At 80.6% G+C, this 614-nt stretch carries 1 protein-coding gene; it reads right to left on the bottom strand.

The window, feature by feature from the left end:
* Window positions 1-126 precede the first annotated feature (126 nt).
* Window positions 127-614: glycerophosphodiester phosphodiesterase family protein (locus tag WCS02_RS20955; RefSeq protein ID WP_340296235.1), on the bottom strand; the 488-nt coding region annotated here is incomplete at its 5' end.

Raw genomic sequence — 614 nt, 5'->3', positions numbered from 1 at the left:
CCGCCGCCGCAGCGCCGGGTGCCAGCGCAGCTCCGTGCACGCCTCGCGGGCCCGGTCGACGGCCTCGGCGACCGCGGGGCGGGCGGCCAGGGCGGCGAGCGGGTCGGGTCCGGGCACCCGCGCAGACTAGGTGGCGACCGGCACCCCGCCGCCGCGCCCGTCGACGACCGGAGGACCGGCGAGAGCCTCACCGACGGGAGGACCGGCGACCCAGCCACCAGCTCCGGCACCAGCACCAGCACCGGCACCGGCACCGGCACCGGCACCGGCACCGGCACCGGCACCGGCACCGTCCCACTGCCCCCGGGCGACGAGCACGTCGCGCACCGCGTCGGGCCGGTCGGTGATGATCCCCCGCACGCCCAGGTCGAGCAGGGCGTGCGCCCGCTGCGGGTCGTCGACCGTCCAGGCCATGACGCCGAGCCCGAGCCGGGCGGCGCGCTCGACGACCGCCTCGGTCAGCACGCCGGCCCCGAGCAGCCGGTCGGGGACGTGCGCCCAGCCCACGTGGGGCGGCAGCCGCACCCGCTGCCGGGCGGGCAGGCCCAGTCGCGCCGTGCCGACCAGCGCCGTGAGGCTGCGCCAGCCCAGCGCCGTGGTGAGCCCGGGCTCCG

It is taken from the genome of Aquipuribacter hungaricus (genome assembly GCF_037860755.1).
In the GTDB taxonomy this organism is placed as follows: domain Bacteria; phylum Actinomycetota; class Actinomycetes; order Actinomycetales; family JBBAYJ01; genus Aquipuribacter; species Aquipuribacter hungaricus.
This window is presented reverse-complemented; position numbering and strand designations above follow the sequence as displayed.